At 64.9% G+C, this 17500-nt stretch carries 17 protein-coding genes; 7 read left to right on the forward strand and 10 right to left on the reverse strand.

Translation table 11 applies throughout. The features are described from left to right. Positions 1 to 15 precede the first annotated feature (15 nt). Entirely contained in the window at positions 16 to 438 is a 423-nt protein-coding gene (locus AC3A6B_RS21955; protein WP_487838763.1) for a DUF6766 family protein, read from the reverse strand. A gap of 397 nt (positions 439 to 835) precedes the next feature. Here AC3A6B_RS21955 and AC3A6B_RS21960 point away from each other — a divergent pair, with 397 nt between their 5' ends. Then, positions 836 to 1336, forward strand: a complete 501-nt coding sequence (locus tag AC3A6B_RS21960; RefSeq protein ID WP_487838764.1) for a glycine zipper domain-containing protein — start codon at positions 836 to 838, stop codon at positions 1334 to 1336. A 281-nt stretch (positions 1337 to 1617) separates the two neighbouring features. Beyond that, positions 1618 to 2010, forward strand: coding sequence for a VOC family protein (locus AC3A6B_RS21965; RefSeq protein ID WP_487838765.1), 393 nt, complete (start codon positions 1618 to 1620; stop codon positions 2008 to 2010). Between the two features lie 180 nt (positions 2011 to 2190). Here AC3A6B_RS21965 and AC3A6B_RS21970 read toward each other — a convergent pair whose 3' ends face one another. Beyond that, positions 2191 to 2532: a hypothetical protein gene (locus AC3A6B_RS21970; RefSeq protein WP_487838766.1), complete on the reverse strand. Its 342-nt coding sequence runs from the start codon at positions 2530 to 2532 to the stop codon at positions 2191 to 2193. Between the two features lie 668 nt (positions 2533 to 3200). Next, the gene (locus AC3A6B_RS21975; RefSeq protein WP_487838767.1) at positions 3201 to 4082 is read right to left on the reverse strand and encodes a LysR family transcriptional regulator; all 882 of its coding nucleotides are present in this window, start codon (positions 4080 to 4082) and stop codon (positions 3201 to 3203) included. A gap of 103 nt (positions 4083 to 4185) precedes the next feature. On the opposite strand from AC3A6B_RS21975, the gene AC3A6B_RS21980 reads away from it, so the two are divergent. Together AC3A6B_RS21980 and AC3A6B_RS21985 are read left to right on the forward strand one after the other, a co-directional pair. Next, positions 4186 to 5121, forward strand: coding sequence for an NADP-dependent oxidoreductase (locus AC3A6B_RS21980; RefSeq protein WP_487838768.1), 936 nt, complete (start codon positions 4186 to 4188; stop codon positions 5119 to 5121). A gap of 39 nt (positions 5122 to 5160) precedes the next feature. Further along, positions 5161 to 6030 (forward strand): NmrA/HSCARG family protein, encoded by an 870-nt coding sequence (locus tag AC3A6B_RS21985; RefSeq protein ID WP_487838769.1) that lies wholly within the window; start codon positions 5161 to 5163, stop codon positions 6028 to 6030. Positions 6031 to 6318: 288 nt separating this feature from the next. Here the strand turns inward: AC3A6B_RS21985 and AC3A6B_RS21990 are convergent, their stop codons facing one another. The 4 genes from AC3A6B_RS21990 to AC3A6B_RS22005 form a co-directional block, all read right to left on the reverse strand. Continuing rightward, on the reverse strand, positions 6319 to 7131 hold the full coding sequence (locus AC3A6B_RS21990) for an oxidoreductase (protein ID WP_487838770.1): 813 nt from the start codon (positions 7129 to 7131) through the stop codon (positions 6319 to 6321). A 40-nt stretch (positions 7132 to 7171) separates the two neighbouring features. Continuing rightward, entirely contained in the window at positions 7172 to 10249 is a 3078-nt protein-coding gene (locus tag AC3A6B_RS21995; protein ID WP_487838771.1) for an efflux RND transporter permease subunit, read from the reverse strand. Then, positions 10246 to 11361, reverse strand: a complete 1116-nt coding sequence (locus AC3A6B_RS22000; protein ID WP_487838772.1) for an efflux RND transporter periplasmic adaptor subunit — start codon at positions 11359 to 11361, stop codon at positions 10246 to 10248. Before AC3A6B_RS22000 ends, AC3A6B_RS21995 begins: the two co-directional genes overlap by 4 nt. A gap of 84 nt (positions 11362 to 11445) precedes the next feature. Then, positions 11446 to 12063 (reverse strand): TetR/AcrR family transcriptional regulator, encoded by a 618-nt coding sequence (locus AC3A6B_RS22005; protein WP_487838773.1) that lies wholly within the window; start codon positions 12061 to 12063, stop codon positions 11446 to 11448. Positions 12064 to 12169: 106 nt separating this feature from the next. Between AC3A6B_RS22005 and AC3A6B_RS22010 the strand changes: the two genes are divergently transcribed. From AC3A6B_RS22010 to AC3A6B_RS22020, 3 genes are read left to right on the forward strand one after another with little or no spacing between them, the layout of a single operon-like run. After that, positions 12170 to 13627 carry an efflux transporter outer membrane subunit gene (locus AC3A6B_RS22010; protein ID WP_487838774.1) on the forward strand — a complete coding sequence of 486 codons (1458 nt, stop codon included), beginning with the start codon at positions 12170 to 12172 and terminating at the stop codon, positions 13625 to 13627. A gap of 37 nt (positions 13628 to 13664) precedes the next feature. Further along, complete coding sequence (locus AC3A6B_RS22015; RefSeq protein WP_487838775.1) at positions 13665 to 13964, forward strand: YlcI/YnfO family protein; 300 nt, start codon at positions 13665 to 13667, stop codon at positions 13962 to 13964. Then, positions 13961 to 14272 (forward strand): type II toxin-antitoxin system RelE/ParE family toxin, encoded by a 312-nt coding sequence (locus AC3A6B_RS22020; protein ID WP_487838776.1) that lies wholly within the window; start codon positions 13961 to 13963, stop codon positions 14270 to 14272. The genes AC3A6B_RS22015 and AC3A6B_RS22020 overlap by 4 nt, the downstream gene beginning before the upstream one ends. Before the next feature lie 504 nt (positions 14273 to 14776). Here the strand turns inward: AC3A6B_RS22020 and AC3A6B_RS22025 are convergent. The 3 genes from AC3A6B_RS22025 to AC3A6B_RS22035 form a co-directional block, all read right to left on the reverse strand. Further along, positions 14777 to 15940 (reverse strand): trypsin-like peptidase domain-containing protein, encoded by a 1164-nt coding sequence (locus AC3A6B_RS22025; protein ID WP_487838777.1) that lies wholly within the window; start codon positions 15938 to 15940, stop codon positions 14777 to 14779. A gap of 677 nt (positions 15941 to 16617) precedes the next feature. Further along, complete coding sequence (locus tag AC3A6B_RS22030; RefSeq protein ID WP_487838822.1) at positions 16618 to 16848, reverse strand: DUF72 domain-containing protein; 231 nt, start codon at positions 16846 to 16848, stop codon at positions 16618 to 16620. Between the two features lie 56 nt (positions 16849 to 16904). Next, positions 16905 to 17186, reverse strand: a complete 282-nt coding sequence (locus tag AC3A6B_RS22035; protein ID WP_487838778.1) for a hypothetical protein — start codon at positions 17184 to 17186, stop codon at positions 16905 to 16907. Between the last annotated feature and the right edge of the window lie 314 nt (positions 17187 to 17500).

The following is a 17500-nucleotide window of genomic DNA, read 5'->3' on the forward strand; positions in this document are numbered from 1 at the left end:
AGCGCGCTGGCGCGATCATCCTGCGGAGCCTTTCTTTGCCAGCTGCGTCCATCGGGAATCGGCATGCCTTCCCGCGTACTCCTGGTCGATCTGGTCGATCAGCGCATCTGCATTCTTCGGATCCACTGCCGCCAAGATCGCGTCGATCTTGGCTTCCATCCGATCATCGCCCTCCTTGGACTGCGGAGAACCGACGTAAAGCAAGAAGGCCAAGCCGCCGACTTGCCATAGCAGCTGCAAAAACTCCGACTGCCAGTTTTCCAAAGTGTCCCTCGACACCTGGATCAAGTAGCCCGACGCCTCCACCGGAGCGCCAAGAGCATTCTGCTCATCCACGTAGGCGAACCACGCGAAAACCCAATGGCCCACCAGGGACAGTATGAAGAAGCCAAGGGTGACCCAGCCATAGCCATATCGGTGCCAGATGGATTTCTTCATGTCTTGCTCCTTGTTGTGATGGCTCTCGAGCCTCCGAAGACGTGCGACGCCCGATGCGATACAAGTGGCGCTCGCCAGAATCGAGAAGCGCAGGTGCTCGCCAAGTAAGAAAAAGGCGCGTTCAGTTGGCAGCGTTGCCTTTGGTCGCCGGTCGGTCGCCTGTCCCAGAGACAAGCGAGGGCAACCTCATGCGGGAATCGGAACCGTCGAGGTGCCGCACCCGCAGGCGCGACTCTGAACTCCCTGCGGCACTCTGCGCCAGTGCGTCGCGCCTAGGTGTAGGCAGGCACCGTCAAGCCGCAGCGCTCCCACCCTTCACTCTGATCAGTCCGTGGACCCTGTGCTTCTCATCGGCACAGGCAGAACTTTGATTCTCCAATTTACCAAGGAGACTTCGATGGCTGAACGGAACGATCCCAAGGACAAGACAACTGCCACAGGGGTTGGCGCCGCGGTAGGCGGCGTCGCAGGTGGCGTGGCAGGAGGCGCGGCCGCCGGAGCGGCTGTCGGCGGCATGACCGGTCCCGTAGGCGCCGCCGTCGGGGCAGCGGTTGGAGCGGTGGCTGGGGCAGTCGCCGGCCGGATGACGAAGGCAGATCCGGTCGCGGAGGATGCCTATTGGCGCGACAACTACACCGGGCGTCCTTACATTCAAAGCGGATCAACGTATGACGACTATGCGCCGGCGTACCGCTATGGCGTCGACGCCTATTCGCGCTACCCCAACCGCCAGTTCGAAGAGGTGGAGCCTGACCTCGGTCGCCACTGGGGCACCGCCCGCGGCCAATCCTCGCTTGACTGGGAGCGCGCCAAGCACGCGACGCGTGATGCGTGGCAACGCCTGAGCGACAAGGTCGAGCGCGCAATCCCCGGTGACTCCGACCGCGACGGCCGCTGAGCGGAGAGGATGAAGGAAGACCCCGTGAGGGGCCTTCTTCCGTCAGTCGAGAACCGGCCGGTCGGCCGCAAGAAGCGTTGCGGCACCTGACGGATGGGCCAGCTCGACGCTCCTCATTCGAATACAAGACGATGTCGAAGCGGTCCTCCGGCGTCGAGGAATCTGGTAGACCCGCCACATTGACGCCGCGCACAAGCGGTCGACTGCTCTTGAGCAAGTAAATCGGAAACGCAGCCCACCTACACGTTCCGTTTCGCCGGAAGCGGACCGTGGTTTTCACCATGTACGCGCACATCCAGCTCGGCGTCCGCAACATCGAAGCGATGACTCCGTTTTACGACGCGGTGCTCGCTGAGCTCGGCATTTTCCGAGTCACCGAGCTTGGGCGCATCGGTCCGCCTGGAGTCGTCTGGCGTCTGCTCCATGCAAGGTGGCCGCAGTTCGTCGTTAACAAGCCGTTCAATGGCGAACCGCCGACGATCGCCAATGGATCCCAGGTGAGTTTTCTCGCTCCTTCGAGGACGGCGGTGGATGCGGCCTGGAAGAAGGCGCTGTCGATGTCCGCGACAGACCTCGGCCAGCCTGGCCTGAGGACCAGATACGCAGCAGACTTCTATGCTGCCTATTGCCTGGACCCCGAAGGACACAAGCTCTGCTTTGTGCACACGTCATGAAGATCAATCGGTCGATGGCTCGAGTTGTCGGACGCCACCATGTGGGGCTGGCAGCACCGGTTCGCCAGCCTTCTGGCATCGGGAAGTTGTTGGGTCCGGCCGGCTGTTGGCGGCGTGATCGAACCCCGCGATTTCTGAACCTTCCGGGCGCAGGTTCCAGAAGGAGCGTCCGCCGGCGCGTCAGGATTTCGCAACCAGGTCGCGCATGTAGGCCTCTAGCGTTGTCGCGCCCCGCCACGGGTCATCAGGCATGTTGAAGCCGCTGTCGACACTGACGGCGGTCATCCGCGCATAGGACTCCGCAGCAGCTTTGGAGAACCCAAGGCTCCGATACGCCTCTTTCCACTTGTCGCGCGGCGTGACTTCGACTTCCACCGGCCGGCCGAGCGCTTTCGAGAAGGCGTTCGCCACGTCCGCCGAGGAATAGCGTCCTGGCCCCTCCACGTAGCGGATGCCAGTGTCGTCAAGGGAGGACACCAGCTTCTCGGCTGCCACCTCGCCCAAGTCGCGCGGCGCGACCATCGGGGATGGCGAGATCGGCGGCGTACATTGTCGGCGGCTTGCCCGTGCTGCGGACGCTGTCGAGTAGCCCATCCCAGTTACTCATGTAGTAGGCCGCGCGGTTCATGGCCGCCGGGATCGATTGTCGAAGCAAGCCCTTTCGAGCTCCCACAGGACGTTTAGGTCGCCGATGCGATCGCCGCCTGTGCACCACCGGTCGATTCCGCAACGACTTTCTCCAACCCCGAACCCTCCAGCGCAGAAAGGATGTTGGCGACCGTCCGCCTCTCGGTTCGGCCGCAGCTGCGTCTCGATGCCTGATTCGAAAGCAAGGAGACCGAACCTGCTCAGCCAATCATGCAGTGATGGCAAGACAGGGTAGAGCGCGGTTGGCGAAGCCCAGAATGTTCGGAGCACCCGGAGTGCGAAAGACCGATAGAGGAGCCGACCAGCAAACCCCCATCAGGGCCAGCGACGAAAAGCCGCAGTGAAGGTCCGAATGTGCGGGTGCCCTTCAATTCATCATCAACTGAATGCCTGGCAAACCGGGGACGTCCATGCACGGACTGCCGTATGGTCGAGATTGCTCGCCTGAAAAACAGACATTCGAAAGCTTGGGGGCATGAAGTCATGCGTCGGCTGCGTAGCCGCGAACTGCCGACCAGTCGCCAGAGCGACCGACCGGTCTTCTAGCCGTTCAGTACGAGAGACCCCTGCGGATATTGCTCGCACATGAATTCGACAAACGCCCGAACCTTCGGCGCAGGAAGTCGTCGCGATGTATGCAGAACCCAGAGCGCGACCTCTACGCCCGAAACCATGCCCCACTGAACCAGTTCTCCGCGCGTCAGTTGGTTCCATGCGATGGACTGCGGTATCAGGGCGGCGCCGGCGCCAGCGACCGCAGCGTCGCGAATCATCAGGAACGAGGAAAGTCTGAGCTTCGGGATCGGCTCCAGGACAAGGCGTCCGTCGTCGAGCGTCCAATTTCCGGATTGAAAGGTTGTTGAAACGACGCCGGGAACAGGGCTGACCTTGCCCTTGCGCGGCTTTGGCATGGGCACGGAGGGCGCGGCCACGACTACGAGCCGGTCCTTGGCGAAGCACCGGCCGACGAGGCTGCTGTCGGGGCTTGGATTGATCCGGATCGCGGCGTCGAACTGCTCCTCGACGAGGTCGACCAGGCGATCCTCTGCCACCACCTCGCACGTGACCTCGGGGTAGGCCGCGCAGAACTCGGCGCAGATGCGACCCATCGCCAGCTGGGAGAACAGCACCGGCGAGGCGATGCGCAAGCGTCCGCGAGGTACCGACAAGCCCTCGCGCGCGGAAGTCATGGCCTCGGCCACCTCGTGCATCGGCCCTTCGGTGCGATCCATCAGCATCTGGCCGGCTTCCGTGAGCTTGAGCCCGCGGGCGCTGCGCTCGATGAGTCGCACGCCGAGCTGCTCTTCCAGGTCCGCGATGCGGCGGGACAGCGTCGCTTTCGATCTCCCGCTGGCACGGCTTGCTTTTCCGAGGCCCCCATTGGCTGCGACGAGTGCGAAGTCGGTCAATGCATTCAGGTCCATGTGTTCCGATTTTGAGACGAGGTGTCCCTATTTTCGCATCTTCGTTTTACTGGTGCAACGACCTATCTTCTCCTCATCGCAACTTTGAGATGAGGAAATTGAAATGACCACCACCCCACGCGCTGTCCTGATCCGGGCCTATGGCGGTCCTGCCGCCGCCGAGGTCGCCGAGATCGCGAGGCCCGCAGCCGGACCGGGCCAGGTTCTGATCCGCGTTCGCGCCGCCGGCGTGAACGGCATCGACTGGAAGGTTCGTGAAGGCTTCGTCCGGGAGGCTTTCCCGCTTCAACTGCCCGCCGTCCTGGGTATCGAACTCGCGGGTGTGGTTGAGGCGCTCGGCCCCGGCGCCTCGCGCTTTCGCGTGGGCGATCGCGTCATGGGGCCACTGGGCGGGCTCGGTGCCTATGCCGATGTCGTGGCCGTCGACGAGGCGAACCTCGTGCGCACGCCCCAGGGCCTGGACGACGTGCATGCGGCCGCTGTCCCCGTCGCGGCTGTGGCCGCGTGGCAAAGCCTGCACCACGCGGGTCCGATCGCCACAGGCCAGCGGATCCTGATCCATGGTGCAGCGGGAGGGCTGGGCGGCTATGCCGTGCAGTACGCCAAGCGGGCAGGCGCCGAAGTCTTCGCGACCGCGTCGACCGCGCACCTCGAGTACGTGCGCAGCCTGGGCGCGGACCATGTCATCGACTACCGGACCGAACGCTTCGAGTCGGTCGCGCGCGACATCGACGTGGTGCTCGACTACGTCGGCGGCGAAGTGCTCGATCGCTCATGGCAGGTGCTGACGAAGGACGGGGCGATCGTCGGCACGTCCTCGCCCGACATCCTGGGACGCACGCCGCCCGGCCGCCGCGGACTGTGGTTCATGACCAAGCCGGACGCCGCCCTGCTGGAACGGCTGGCCGCAGAGATCGCCGAAGGCACGCTGATCTCGAAGCTCGACGAAGTCGTGGGCTTTGGCGACATCCCCGCCGCCATCGAACGCAATCGCACCGACCCTCGCATCGGCAAGGTGGTCGCGGACTTCTCGCGCTGATCGATCTTTCTACCCCCTTCAACTTCCTAGGAGATTTCCATGAGCATTCTCGTCACAGGTGCCACCGGCACCATCGGTTCCCTCGTCGTCCAAGGCCTGGCCGCTGCCGGCGCCGAAGTCCGCGCCTTCGTTCGCACGCCCGGAAAGCAAAGCTTTCCAGCCGGCGTCAAGGAGGTCGTCGGCGATCTGACCGACGTGCCCTCGTTGCGCGCGGCACTGTCATCGGTGCGCACGCTGTTTTTGCTGAACGCCGTCACGCCCGACGAACTGACTCAAGCCCTCGTCGCGCTGAACCTGGCACGCGAGGCTGGCATCGAGCGCATCGTCTACCTGTCGGTCATCCATGCGGACAAGTTCACCAACGTGCCGCACTTCACCGGCAAGCACACGGTCGAGCGAATGATCGAGAGCCTCGACATTCCGGCGACCATCCTTCGGCCGGCCTACTTCATGCAGAACGAGCGCATGGTCCAGCAGGTGATCCAGGGCTATGGCATCTACCCGATGCCGATCGGCTCCACGGGCGTCGCGATGATCGATGCGCGGGACATCGCGGACGCCGCCGTCGCCGAACTGCTGCGCCGCGACCGCGCGACCGCGCCGTCACCACGCGTGACGCTGGAGTTGGTCGGGCCCGAGCTGTTGACCGGAGAGTCGGTGGCCAAAATCTGGAGTGCTGCGCTCGGCCGCGAAGTGACTTACGGAGGAGACGACGTGGCGGCCTTCGAAGGACAGATGGCCACATTGGGGCCATCCTGGCTCGCCTACGACATGCGCCTGATGATGGCCGGGATTCAGAAGTTCGGCATGCACGGTGCGGACGGCGCAGCAGATCGCCTGCAGGCCAGCCTCGGGCGTCCTCTGCGCAAGTACACCGACTTTGTCAAGGAGGCCATTGCCGCGTCGTAGGCGGCGCGCTTAGCGTACGTCACCTGCGACCGCAGATCCCCAGCGATGCGGGTTCGCGCAAGCGGACAGGCAATCCTGGGCGCTCGCTCACAACATGAGCTCTCCGGATCTGTTGTCCGTTCCGCAATGCAGCAGCGAATGCCGCCCCTGGCCTCCGCTGACGATCCCCCTCGACAGCGCCAGGTGCCTGGCGGTTCGGTAGAAGCTTCCGCAAGAGGCAACGTCGCTGAAAGGCACAGGAGATCCAGGCTGTTCACGTTCTTCTTCGTTGCCGGACAGAGCAACCGCTCAGCAAGAGCCGAGCCCGAGTTTTTTTCTCAGGCTCGAGTCCACTGGTCCGGCAGGCATGAAGCGCCGGAGTTTCGTCAGGAGAGACGCCTCCCCTGGCGGCGTGCAACGCATGCGCCAGGGGCCGAGCGCCGCCTCGACGATGGTGCCCGCGACGCCGTGCGGCTCGGGCGCACTGCTCACGCTCTCGGCCACCGAGAGCGCCACCAGGTCACGTTCGCGGTTATAGCCGCCGATCCGTGCCTTCACACGGGGCGCGTTGGCATCGAGGTTGGTCCGGGTGAAGGCCGGCTGCACCAGCGTCGCGCGAATGCCGAACTGGCGCACCTCGTGATCCAGCGACTCCGACAGCCCTTCCACCGCGTGCTTGGTGGCCGAATAGAGTCCCATGTACGGAGCTGGAAGCACTCCAAGCACCGAGCTGACGTTGACGATTCGCCCGCGCCGTTGCGCACGCATGTGCGGGAGCACGGCGCGCGTGGTGCGAAGCATGCCGAGAACGTTGGTGTCGAACAGCGCCGCGGCCTCGGCCGTCGCGGTCTCCTCGACCGCGCCGATCATCATCATTCCCGCATTGTTGACCAGCACGTCGATGCGCGTGGCCCGGTCGATGATGGATTCGATGCCCATCTGAACCGAGCCCTCTTCCCGAACGTCCATCTCGACGAACTCGACACCGGGCAACGCGGGCGCGTTGCGCAGGTCGCGCACGGTGCCGAACACCCGGCAGCGCCGCGCCACGAACATTTCCGCGGCGACGCGTCCGATGCCCGAGGACACGCCCGTCACGACAACAACTGATGAACTCGACATGGCAATTCCTTTCGATCTCGATGAATGGTGACGGGGCGCGTCAGTGCGCGGGCTGGGTCGCGTTGCCGGGTTTGATCCTGAACCAGATCGAATACATCGCCGGCAAGAACACCAGCGTCAGGATCGTCCCTGCGAAAGTGCCGCCGATCAGCGTGTACGCCAATGCGCCCCAGAACACCGAGTGCGTCAGCGGAATGAACGCGAGGATCGCCGCAAGCGCGGTCAGGATCACAGGCCGGGCTCGCTGCACGGTCGCCTCGACGACCGCATGGAACGGATCGAGCCCCTCCTGCTGGTTGTGATGGATCTGCCCGAGCAGGATCAGCGTGTTGCGCATCAGGATGCCCGACAGCGCGATGAGCCCGACGAGCGCATTGATGCCGAAGGGCTGCTGGAACAGCAGCAAGGTCGGCACGACGCCGATCAACCCGAGCGGGCTCGTGAGGAACACCATGACCATCGCGGAGATCGAGCGCACCTGGAAGATGATGATGAGGAGCGTGATCGCCAGCATGATCGGGAACAGCGGCAGCATTGCCTGGGTCGCCTTCTCCGATTCCTCGATCGAGCCGGCCTGGACGATGCGGTAGCCGGCCGGCAGCTTCTGCCTCAGCGGCTGCAGCTGCGCGGTGATCGCGGTCGATACGTCGGGGGGCTGCAGCCCCTCGGCGATATCGCCCTGCACCGTGATCGTGGGCATGCGGTCGCGTCGTCGCATGACCGGTTCTTCCATGCGCACCTCGACCTCGCCGACCTGCGACAGCGGAATTCGCTGGCCTACAGCGCCGGCGAGCGTGAAGTCCACGAGCTTCGCAGGATCGAGCCGGGTGCTGCCGGCCGAACGGGCCACCACCTGCACGGTGCGGATGTCCTCGCGCACGGTGGTCACTGGCACGCCGCTCAAGAGGAACTGCAGTTGCTGCGCCACGGCGCTGGAGGTCAGCCCGACAGCCTGCAGGCGGTCCTGTTTCAGGGTGAAGTGCAGCGTGGGCGTGCGGGTGCCCCAGTCGGTGTTGACGGTGCGCATCATCGGACTGGCATCCATCACCTGCCGCACCTCTGCCGAGATCCTGCGCAGCTCGTTCGCATCGGGTCCGCTGACTCGGTAGGCCACTGGAAACGGCGAGTACGGCCCGAACACGAGCTGGGTCACGCGCACCCGCGCCTCGGACGCGAGGCCGTCGGCAATGGCCTGGCGCAACCGGTGCTTGAGAGCCTCACGCTCCTCCTGGCTGGCCGTGCGCACCACGATCTTGGCGAACGACGGGTCGGGCAGTTCGGGCCCCATCGCGAAGTAGAAGCGGGGCGCGCCCTGTCCGATGTAGGAGGTGACGATCTGGGCCTCCGACTGCGTGGAAAGCCAGGCCTCGACCTTGGCCGTGGCGTCACTGGTCTGCGTGATCGAGGTGCCGTAGGGCATCTGCACTTCGACCAAAACCTCAGGGCGGTCGGAGATCGGGAAGAACTGCTTCTTGACCACGCCCATGCAGAGGATCGACACCACAAAGAGGCCGATGACCGCGCTCGCCACCAGCCACTTGCGCGCAATGACACGCGCCAGTACGCGACGCAGGCGGTTGTAGCGCGGCGTGTCGTAGATCGCGGCATGGCCACCTTCGATCTTCTTGAAGTTCGGCAGCAGCTTGACGCCCAGGTAGGGTGTGAACACCACGGCGACCACCCAGGATGCGATCAGCGCGATGCCGACGATCCAGAACATGTTGCTGGTGTACTCGCCCGCTGTCGACGGCGCAAAGCCGTTGGGCATGAAGCCGACGGCGGTGACCAGCGTGCCCGAGAGCATCGGCGCTGCCGTGTGGCTCCAGGCGTAGGCGGACGCGGCCACATGGCTGTAGCCCTCCTCGATTTTCACGACCATCATTTCGATGGCGATGATGGCGTCGTCCACCAATAGTCCGAGCGCAAGGATCAGCGAACCGAGCGTGATCCGGTCGAAGTTCTTGCCGGTCGCTGCCATCACCACGAAGACCACGGCCAGTGTCAGCGGCACCGCGGCAGCAACCACAAGGCCGGCGCGCCATCCCATGCTCAGGAAACTCACCAGCATCACGACCAGCAAGGCAGCGAAGAACTTGACCATGAACTCGTCGACCGAGGCGCTGATGTTTACAGACTGGTCCGTGACCTTGGTCAGGCTCAGGCCCAGGGGCAGCTCGGCGTTGATGGCGCGGGCTTCCACGTCCAGGGCCTTGCCCAGGTCGAGCCCGTTCCAGCCTTCCCGCATAACGACGCCCACGAGCAGCGCCGGCTCGCCACCGTTGCGGATCATGAAGGTGGCCGGGTCTTCGTAGCCACGCTTGACCGTGGCCACATCCGACAGTTTCAGGGTGCGGCCCTGCGCGACCACGGGCGTGTCGCGGATCTTCTGCAGGGTGTCGAATGCGCCGTCCAGCCGGATGAACACCTGCGGGCCGCTGGTTTCCACGGATCCGGCCGGGCTCAGCGCGTTCTGGCCGTTGAGCGCCGCGAACACGTCCTGCGGCCCGATGCCCAAGGTGGCCAGCCGGTCGTGCGCGAACTCCACGTAGATGCGCTCCGACTGCTCGCCCGCGATGTTGACCTTCTTCACGCCCGGCACATGCAGCAGCCGCTGGCGCAGCGTCTCGGCATCGCGCACCAGCACGCGCTGCGCTTCTCCCTTGGCCTTGAGCGCGAACAGCGCGAAGGTGACGTCCGCATACTCGTCGTTGATCATCGGTCCGATCACGCCGGCCGGCAGGTTGCCCGCTTCGTCGCCGAGCTTCTTGCGCGCCTGGTAGAACTGTTCCTGCACCTGCGCCGGAGGCGTGCTGTCGAGCAGCGTCAGGGTCGTGAACGCCAGCCCGGGCCGCGTGTACGTCTCCGTGCGGTCGTAGTAGCGCAGCTCTTGCAGGCGCTTCTCGAGCTTCTCGGCGACCTGGTCCTGCATCTCCTGCGCCGTGGCGCCGGGCCAGGCGGTGATGACCGTCATCACCTTGACGGTGAAGGCGGGGTCTTCCGCGCGGCCGAGCTTGAAGAATGCGACCAGCCCTGCCAGCGAGATCAGGCCAATGAGGAACAGCGTGATGGATCGCTCGCGTACGGCCAGCGCCGAGAGATTGAAACGGCCTTCGCTCACGGGCGGGCTCCGCCCACCGCAGGGGTCGCGGCCGGAGTCGCGACACGCACCTTCTCGCCTTCGCGCAGCAGGTGCGCGCCAAGCGCGACAACCTGATCCCCCAGCTTGAGCTGACCGGCCACCAGGGCACGCTCGCCATCCAGGCGCTCGACGTCCACCGGCTGCCAGCGCACCGTCGATGGATCGCCGCCGATGACCCAGACGCCTGTCGCCTTGCCTGTATCGAACAGGGCGCTGATGGGCACCTGGACGCCTCCTGCCCGGGCCGGCTTGCCGTCCGCGATGTCAACCGTCACCGTGGCGCCCAAGGGCGCATTGGCGAGCTCGCCTTCGAGCACGTAGCGCGCCTCGAAGGTGCGCGTAAGCCTGTCGGCCGCATCGGAGAGTTGCCTGAGCTTGACGGGCACGGCAACACCTTCCTTGCCGAACAGCGTGGCTCGCCCACCGGACCCGACGGCCGGGCGCAGCGTTTCGGGCAACTGGACCACGGCCTCCCTGCGCCCGGCCTGCGCCACGCGGACCACCGGTTGCCCGGCGTTGACGACCTGGCCTGGCTCGGCCAGCGTCTCGAGCACCGTGCCGTCCGCATCGGCAGTGAGCTCCGAATAGCGATTCGAATTGCGCGCGACCTCGGATTGCGCTTCGGCTGCACCAAGCTGGGCCTGCGCGGCATCCGCCGCCGCCTTAGCCTGGTCATACGCCGAAGCGGAAATGGCGCCGGTGCCGCGCAGATCGCGGTAGCGCGCTTCTTCGTCGCCGGCCTGCTTCGCACGCGCCCGCGCGGCGCTGACGGCCTCCTGCTGCGCACGCGCCGCCAACCTCAGATCGACCGGGTCGATGCGCATGAGCAGTTGCCCGCGCTTGACCGTCTGACCAGCGTTCACGAAGCGCTCCAGCACCTTTCCGGAGACGCGGAAGCCCAGGTCGCTTTGAACCCGCGCAGCGACGGTGCCCGTGAACGAACGCGAGGCCGACCCGGCGGCCTGGACCGTGGCCGCGCGCACCAGCGGCGTCTGGGTGCGCGGATCAGGCGTGGCCTTGTCGTCGCAAGCGGCCAGCGCGAACGGCAAGGCGCAGACGAAGGCGGACGTGAGGAAGCGGCGCGAGTGCATGAGGGGCCCATTGACGAATCGTTCAGGACCCCAATTCTGCTAACAGTGACCATTTTAGTCAATGGTCACAGAGAAATTATTGTTTCAAGGCGACAAGCTGCGCAGCACCAGACCAGACAACTGGGCCGGCGCCTGGTCCGTGTGATCGGCGCTGAGCCGCAGGATCAGAGGGTTGATGTAGGGATAAACAACAAGGTAGATTGCCGCCGCCGTCTCGTCGATCGGCGTCTTGCGCTCGAAGTCGCCGGACTCCCGCCCCTGCTTCAACAGCTCGAGGAGCATCTGCCGGATGCACTCTTCGTGAGCGATCGCCGACGGCCAGCGCTCGCTGGCCGCCGAGGTCGCGATCTCGTAGAGCTTGCGGTCCTGGAAGAACAGCCGAAGGCCCGAATCGACGATCGCCTTGAACATGCGGCGCAGCTTCTCCGGCGGGCGGTCGGCCCCATCGACCGCCGTGCGGATGTCCCCCTGGATCTCGCGCAGGCAGTTGGCGCAGATCATTTCGCCGATCGCCTGCTTGGACTCGAAGAACTTGTAGATGTACGCCTTGGAGAAGCCGATGGCCTTGGCGAGGTCGGAAACCGTGGTCTTCTCGTACCCGTACTGGCTGAAGTGCTCGGTTGCCGCGACGACGATCTGCGTGCGCACGTCGTGATCGGCCGGCCCCCGCGTGGCAGGCGGAGAAGAAGTTGCGTTGTTCATGCCAGGAGCTTACCGCTCGGATAAACAATCGACAACAAGTGACCAAATTGAATTATAGTCACCAACTTCTTTCCACTATTCCTGTCGCTCGTCACGGAACAAAGCCATGTCCCCACGCACCCTCACCCTGCCCCTGCTGTTCAGCCTGCTCGCAGGCTGCGCGGTGGGCCCCGACTATGTCCGGCCGACACCGAGCCTGCCGGACCACTTCATCGGCGAGGCAGCCCTCGGCCAGCGATCGGCCACCGCCAACGCCGAGCTGGTGGCATGGTGGAGCGGCTTCGGCGATGCGCAACTGGCCAGCTATGTCGAACACGCGCTGAAACAGAATCTCGATCTTGCGCAGGCAGCCGCCCGCATGGCGCAGGCCAGGGCTGGACTCGGTGCAGCGAACGCGGCGTTGTTGCCTTCGGGCAATCTCAGCGGACAAGCCGCCAGGGCCTACCAGTCGGTGGAGACGCCGCTGGGCCAGGTGCTGAACGCGCAGCCAGGTTTCGATCGCTACGGCAGCGCCTACGAAGCGAACCTCGGCGCAAGCTGGGAGCTGGATATCTTCGGCGGCCTGCGCCGGGGGCGCGAGGCTGCGCTGGCCGACTACCAGGCATCGGAGGCCGGCGCGGCCGCTACGCGCCTGGCCGTGGCCGCGCAGACCGCCGAGATCTACATCACGCTGCGCGGTCTGCAAACCCGCCTCGACATTGCGCGCCGGCAAGTCGGCACGCAGCAGGAACTGCTGTCGAAGATCGGCCTGCTCTATGGCAAGGGCCTGGCCACCGAGCTCCAGTTGCACCAGACCGAGGGCGCGCTGGCGCAGGTTCGTGCGTCCGTGCCAGCGCTCGAGGCGGGCGAAGCCGCGGCCATGAACGCACTCGACGTGATGCTGGGCGCGGCGCCAGGCGCGCACCGCGCCGAACTGGCGACAGCCGCGGCCATTCCCGTCGCACCGCGCATCAGCGCTGCTGGATCGCCTGCCGAATTGCTGCGGCGCCGGCCCGACTTGATCGCCGCCGAGCGGCGCCTTGCAGCATCGAATGCCCGCGTCGGCATGGCCGTGGCCGAGTACTACCCGAAGCTGTCGCTGAGCGGGACCCTTGGCAGCGCCACGTCGGTGGCCAGCGGCAACCTGTTCACCGGGGGCGCCAGCCAGGCCGCCGCCCTGCTCGGCCTGCGCTGGCGGCTGTTCGACTTCGGGCGCATCGATGCGCAGATCGAACTCGCCAAGGGGCAGGACGCGGAGCTGCTCGCGGCCTACCGGCTCGCCGCCCTGCGTGCGACCGAGGACGTGGAGAACGCCTTCTCCACCCTGGTCAAGCGCGAGGAACAGGCCGCCACGCTCGCGCAAGGGGAGGCCTCTCTCGGCCGTGCGCGAGGGGCATCGTTCGCGGCCTATCAGCGAGGTGTCGTCAGCCTGATCGAAGTGCTGCAGGCCGACGAGAGCATGCTGCGCGTGGCCGATGCCAGAGCGCAAGCGCAAACGGAATCGGCGCGCGCGGCGGTCAGTGCATTCAAGGCGCTGGGCGGCGGCTGGCAGGCCGAGCCCATCAGAGCGGCGGCGATCGAGTGATCTTGCCGCGCATAGCAATTGCTCTACAGTTGCTTCCATGAAGACCGCCCAGTTGCCTCCCGTGCGCGTGGAGCCATCCGTGCGCGACGAAATCGAGAGCGTGCTACGTCAAGGCGAAACTCTGTCGCAGTTCGTGGAAAACGCGGCGGTGCAGGCCGCCCAGCGTCGCAAGTCTCAGCAAGAGTTCCTTGCGCGTGGCCGCGATTCATTGAAGCGTGCGAAGAAGAGCGGCGAGTACTACTCTGCTAAGGACGCGCTCGACGCGATGCAAGAGCGCCTCGACGCGCGCATTTCGCAGCTCGTGCAAGAGAAGCGCGGCAGAACCGCTCGTTCGTGACTTACACGGTCACCCTGACGCGTGAGGCGCTTGAGGATCTGCTGCGTCTTGAGGACTTTCTTGTCGAGTCTGCTCTGCAGCACGGAGACTTCGATCTACCTCGCCGTGCAATAGCAGCCATCCGCACAGAGTTTCGAATTCTGCAAACGAATCCGTTCACTTGCCGCATCGCCGACGCTGACCAGCTTGAGCGCGAACTGGTCATTCCATTCGGGGCTTCGGGATACGTAGCCTTGTTTCGAGTCATCAGCGAGCGAGAGGTCGTGGTCGCTGCGATCCGCCTCCAGCGCGAAGACGACTACCACTAGGATTGGGCTCGACGGATACTCTCGGCCTTCGAGCGAGCCCGGCGCATCCGCATTCGACTTTCGCAAGCTCCAAAAACTCGCGGACGCCATCAGCGCAGTCCACAAAGCAATCGGCGCTGTGTGAGCCCCCCAGTGAAGACAAGGGTTCGGCGTTGCCCGCACCTCTGAGATCCTCAAGCTTGGTGGCAACCTCCTTGAAGGGAGGGCCGGTGCGGGTAAGCGGCCATGGCCGTCGCGCGACAGCAGAAAGGCTGCATTGCCTTGGTGTTGCAAGGGTCGCGAAAGCCGAGAATCCGGAGCCTACTGGCCTGCGGCGCTATGTCGAAGGTCCGTATCCGGCAACGATCGAAGGCGCCGTGCGCAGCGGCCGCACCGCGGCCGCCGGCTGCGGCTCCGCGCAATGGCTCGGGGGCGCGCTCAGTCGGTTCGCCTTCTCACAACGCTCCGGTTTCCCACCACTCGCCGGACTGAAGCAACGCGCTCTTTGGAGAGAGGAGCGACCTGCTACTGCGGCACGGCCGGCTGGCGTCGGATCGGATTGCTCGGACGTATGCTGGGCGTCACCGGCACCTGCAGCTCGTCAGAGCCGCGTTGGAGCTGAAATTGCGCCGGGCTGCCGGGCTTGAGCCCTGCGACTGTGGACAGAAGCTCCTGCACATTTCTCACCGGCTTTTCAGCCACGCGGGTGATCACGTCGCCGGGCCGTATGCCGGCGAGTGCTGCTGGGCCGTTCTGCAAAACGCTGATGACGATCGCACCGGAGCGTGCCCTGGCCCCGAAGGTCCGCGCCAGCTCGGGCGAAAGATCGTAAGGCTCCACGCCGATCCATCCGCGGGTGACCTTGCCTTCCTTGACGAGGTCTTGCAGCACCTGCTTGGCCGTCGAGATCGGGATCGCGAAGCCGATGCCCATGCTGCCACCCGAGCGGGAATAGATCGCTGTGTTGATGCCCTGGAGATTGCCGTTCACGTCGATCAGTGCGCCGCCGGAGTTTCCGGGATTGATGGCCGCATCGGTCTGGATGAAGTTTTCGAACGTGTTGATGCCGAGCTGAGTGCGTCCGAGCGCCGAGACAATACCTGCAGTGACAGTTTGGCCGACGCCGAAGGGATTCCCGATTGCAAGTACCTGATCGCCGACTTGCAGTGCGTCGGAGTTGCCCAGCACGATTGCAGGCAGCTTGTCGAGCTCGATTCTGAGCACGGCAAGATCCGTCTCCGGATCGGTGCCGATCACCTTGCCTCGTGCATGACGACTGTCATTCAGCGTGACGGCAATCTCGTCGGCTCCTTCCACCACGTGGTTGTTGGTGAGGATGTAGCCGTCGGTGCTCACGATGACGCCACTGCCGAGCCCGACGCGCAGTTGCTGGCCAGCCTCATCGCCGAAGAAGAAGCGGAACCAGGGATCGTTGCTGCTGGGATTTCGCCTGGCCGTCCTACTGGTGTTGATGCTCACGACGGCCGGCGATGCCTTCTTCGCGGCGGCGCTGAAACTGCCAGGCGCGATGACGGCGTTCGACGACGCGGGCGCTTGCGTCACCGAAATCACGCGATCGGGCGAGGAAGAGCGTCCCCGAATCCACGTTGGATTGAGCGTGGCGACGACGAAATATCCTGCCAGCAGGACCGTCACCGCTTGGGCTAAGAGCAGCCAGGTGCGCTTCATGAGAATGGCCGTGATCCGACAGCACGACACCAAGAAGAGCGGGCGCGGAATGTCGGGCGAAAGCCCATACAGACGCAGGTGTGAGAGCTGATCTCACCAATGCGCCAAGCATGCATCGTCAAGAAGTGCTGCGCGCTTGCGAGGCTGGGGAGTTTCAACGCACTCGCTGCGCTCGGGCCTATCCAACGGCGCCTGCCCTCGCAGGCAAGAGTCGAACTACCAGGTTGCCGTCGACCGTCTTGAACGTGTCATAGGCGCCGGAACATTCCAGCAAGTCCCCGTTGCCGAGATAAAACTTCGGCTCGCGCTGCTTCTTGACGGATCCGTACGGAGTCTTGACGGAGACTATGGGCGTACGCCGGAAGACGATGTAGACCTGCCCGTCGTCTCCCCGTGCCCGGTATACGTCGGTTCGCACTTGCACGCTGCACTCCTTTTGCCCACGCCGAAGGGCATTTGGGGAGCAGACGTCCTCGCCGCGAGTGGCCGTGTAAGCCTTTTTGCCCAAATACTGCGCGACAGCGCTCGCCGTGGAAGGCGACGGCTTCAGAGATCCGGGGACGTTGTCCGCGACGCGTGCCGCCGAGCCGGCACGAGCTCACCGCGCTGATGGTGCGTCAGGTCGCGGAGAACGCCGTCCTGCATTGCCGCGTGCCGTGCGGGAGCGAAGGCGGGCATCAGGCAGGAAGCCGTTGCAGATCGGTACGCCAATGAGCGATGAAGCGCCGAACGTGTCGGGCATCGCGTGCAACGCTTCCCTGAGCAGCCGCTTCGGACCAGTTGCAGGCGTTGGTCGGCGTGGGGACCCCGTATTGGCTCGAATCGATTTCGACCAAGGGAAAAAGCGACGCGTAGTAGCGCAGGCGCGCCTCCGGCGCCCTGACTTCCTTCGGTAGAAGCGCCCGCAGTCGATCAGCGTGTTGTCAGTCCACGAAGCGGTACCGACGAGGATGGCCATGCGCGGTTATGGGCAGCCGGTCGTCTTCTGCGGCCCGAGCCCGGAGCAGGCCGTCGCCGCCGGACTGCCGGCGGCCAAAAGCCCGTCGACGAGCTCCTTCGCCTTGCACTCGAGCTTGTCGAAAAGGATCTCCCGTTCGGCCTGACCTGCCGCAAGTACGACACGGCCTGCGAATTCCCCGTCCCGGTGCACGTCAGCGCGCGCAGAGATCTGCTCGCCGCTCCCGATAAGCTCGATGGTGATGAGCGAGCCCCGATAGTCCAAATTCCTTTGAGCCTCGTTGTGCATGTGGATCTCCTGGGAAGCTGCACGAGCCGCAGCGTCCGGTGCGAACGCCATTCCAAGAGTCAGCTGCCGGAAGCAGCGAAGCAGTTTAGGACCGCGGCCCTGGGTATAAACCTAAAACAATAACAGGCAGGCGCAACGCCCTATGGACGCGGCGAACCTGACTGGCCAAGTCATCGGGGCGACAAGCTCCCCGGGGAGGCGATCCGCCCCGGCCAACGCAAGCGCGTGGGCGAGCTGGTTTTGGAGAACGCCTCTGCGACCCCCGCGACGCGGCCGATGATCGCCCCGCCGCTTCGGCAGGATGGAGAAAACTG

Source organism: Variovorax sp. Soil_C_33, assembly GCF_057656935.1.